Annotated in this window: 4 protein-coding genes; all 4 read left to right on the top strand. The window is 62.2% G+C overall.

Annotated features, from left to right (window positions below):
- A partial coding sequence (locus VXC91_RS44530; protein WP_329513036.1) for an MFS transporter occupies positions 1-737 on the top strand: 737 nt, incomplete at its 5' end.
- A 6-nt stretch (positions 738-743) separates the two neighbouring features.
- Positions 744-1,820: a glycosyltransferase family 2 protein gene (locus tag VXC91_RS44525; protein WP_329513035.1), complete on the top strand. Its 1,077-nt coding sequence runs from the start codon at positions 744-746 to the stop codon at positions 1,818-1,820.
- On the top strand, positions 1,732-2,247 hold the full coding sequence (locus VXC91_RS44520; RefSeq protein ID WP_329513037.1) for an NUDIX hydrolase: 516 nt from the start codon (positions 1,732-1,734) through the stop codon (positions 2,245-2,247). Before VXC91_RS44525 ends, VXC91_RS44520 begins: the two co-directional genes overlap by 89 nt.
- Positions 2,231-2,498 (top strand): hypothetical protein (locus VXC91_RS44515; RefSeq protein WP_329513034.1); only part of this gene is annotated, 268 nt, incomplete at its 3' end. The genes VXC91_RS44520 and VXC91_RS44515, both read left to right, overlap by 17 nt.

Raw genomic sequence — 2,498 nt, 5'->3', positions numbered from 1 at the left:
TCATAGGACTCCTTCTGCTGGTTGGCATTCCGGACAGCAGAATTCAGGCCGAAAAGAATCCGGTATCCCTTCGCGCCGCTCTAAGCGATCGAGGGTTCATGAAGCTAGTCGTGTCGCAGACCTCTCTTTCGGCAAGCTGGATCATCCCCGGCGTGGCTTTCCCTCTGTATCTCACCGAACACCTGGGCGAGGTCCCTGCCCTGGCCGCTGTCCTGCTCACCGTCCGCTACACGGTCATCAGCTTGGTACAAGTGCCGCTCGTGCACTACGCCGCCAACTGGTCGAGGCGAACCGTCCTGGCCCTCAGCGCGACATCGTCGGCTTTCGGCGTGATCGCCGTCCTCGGTTTGGCCGACCTGTCCGGTGGCGCCCGTATCTCACTCGCTGTTGGTGCGACGGTCCTGCTTGCCGGAAGCGAGATCATCAGCAAGCCGACCGCGTCCGCCCTGGCCGTCGAGCATGCTCCAGAGGGCCACGAGGCCCCGTACATGGCCGTCTTCCAGACCACGTGGACCTTCTCCTACGCCTTGGGGCCGGCCGCGATCGGTCTTGGACTGGAGAACCCGCCGGTCCTGTGGTCCTGCATCTTGGCAATCGTCGTCATCGGCTCACTGATTGGCGGCATCGGCAGCACACAACAGCCGTCAGGCCGGGGCCATCGGCAAGCCGTTACATCTGGGACCCCACCTCCAACAAGTCCCACGAGTACGCCGTCCACGATCAAGCCTGAACGGTAGGACCTCATGCCCGTTTTCCCGGCCCGCGACATCGACTCCGTCTCCTGGGTGGCGGGTGCCGTCGTGACCCATCTCGACGACACCTCCCGAACGGTGAGTGCGACGTGCTGGTCATCAAGCCGCCAGCTCAACGAGATTGCTTTCGCGTTCTTTGCGAGCGTCGTCGGAGGCCGACTAGAGGATGTCGATCACCTGCGCGAGCGGGCAACGTCCAGCCCGGCGCACGTCTTCGACTATTGCCGTCGGCTGATTTCGCCTCACATGTCGCCGAATCTGGAGCGTATGGCCTCCATGATCGAGGCTGAGACGCGACTGGTATTTCACCGGTCGCCGCTCCCCAATGACCCGAAGACGGATCCGACCCTGTTGGTGGATCGTCCGGTCGAGGTCGTCATCCCCTATCGGTCGACACCAGACAATCCGCTGCGCGCCCGGAATCTCGGTGCGGTCCTGTCGGCTCTGGAACACCAGACGGCCGAGCGCTCTAGCTACCAGATCACTGTGGTCGAGGAGTCGGATGTGCCGACGGTGTCGACCAGGCCAGGGACGGCGGTGGACAACTACATCCATGTCGAGTACACGGGCCCTTTCAACCGGGCACTTGCCATGAACCGAGGAGCCGAGCAAGCTGCCGATGACAGCATCCTGTGCCTGCTCGACGGCGACATCCTGCCCGACAGGGACTTCATCCTCAGGAACGCTGCCCGGGTGTCGCAGGCTCCCGGTCGCTTGCACTTGCCGTACAGCGACATGTTCTGCCTGCTACCAGGCGACGCCGCCGCGATGGCCTCCAACGGTTACCACCCAGGGCGGGACTACAACGGGTATCTCATTACACATCCGGTGGGCGGCTGCGTTTGGATCACTCGTGAAGCCTTCAAGTCGGCCGGAGGCTTCGACGAAAACTTCAAAGGCTGGGGAGGCGAGGACCGCGACTTCGCCGACCGTGCAGACAAGGTTGCACCGATCCTGCGCCACCCCGAGCTTTTGACCCATCTTTACCACGAGCGGCCTGCCATGCCGTCCAGCAGAAAAGAAATCATGGCCGCCGCCGGGAAAACCTTCGAGGGAGAGGATCAATAAGATCGAAACGTCATTCAAAGCTATTCTTCTCGACTCCGAGATGCGCGTTTTGCTGGGCACCAACCCCCGAGGTGAATGGGAACTCTTGGGTGGTCGCGCCGAGGCTCAAGACGCGTCACCGCAGGAAACAGTACGGCGCGAGGTCCACGAAGAGGCCGGCCTCGACATCGTGGTGGGCTCCATCGTCGACACCTGGTATTACGACATCGCGGGGGAGGGACGCGTCGCCGTCACCAGTTACCTCGCACAGCCGCGCGGGGATGTCTCATTTGTCCTCGGCGATGAACATACGGATCTGGCGTTCTTTCATTCTCACGAGCTCGACAACATCAACCTGCCCGAGGGATATCGGACGTCAATCAGGATCGGAATCAACAAGCTTCAGCATTCTCAGGGGAGGCCATCCACTCATGACCGTGGTCATTGAGGAGTCTGATATCGCGCGGGTCGACTCGCTAAAGAGCTTGGCCGCATCCGACGGCATCGCGCGGTTCCGGCTTGAGTCCCGGCAGCAACTCGTAGAGTTCAGTGCCGGATTCGGTGAACTGCTCATGCATCGCGATGCCGACCCGGACACGGTGACCGTCGTTCGGCACATCCCGGCGGTAGAGGGCGAGGACGGCTACGTGGGCCTCTCGGCCGGCCCCCTGCTACCACATACCGATGGCTCCGGAAACT

The organism is Streptomyces chiangmaiensis, assembly GCF_036281785.1.
Taxonomy (GTDB): Bacteria; Actinomycetota; Actinomycetes; order Streptomycetales; family Streptomycetaceae; genus Streptomyces; species Streptomyces chiangmaiensis.
Note: the sequence above shows the minus strand (reverse complement) of the source record. Positions and strands in the feature narration are given on the sequence as shown.

Excerpts from the sequence above, each read along its gene's own strand:
- VXC91_RS44525 (WP_329513035.1), top strand. The coding sequence starts at position 744 with ATGCCCGTTTTCCCGGCCCGCGACATCGACTCCGTCTCCTGGGTGGCG.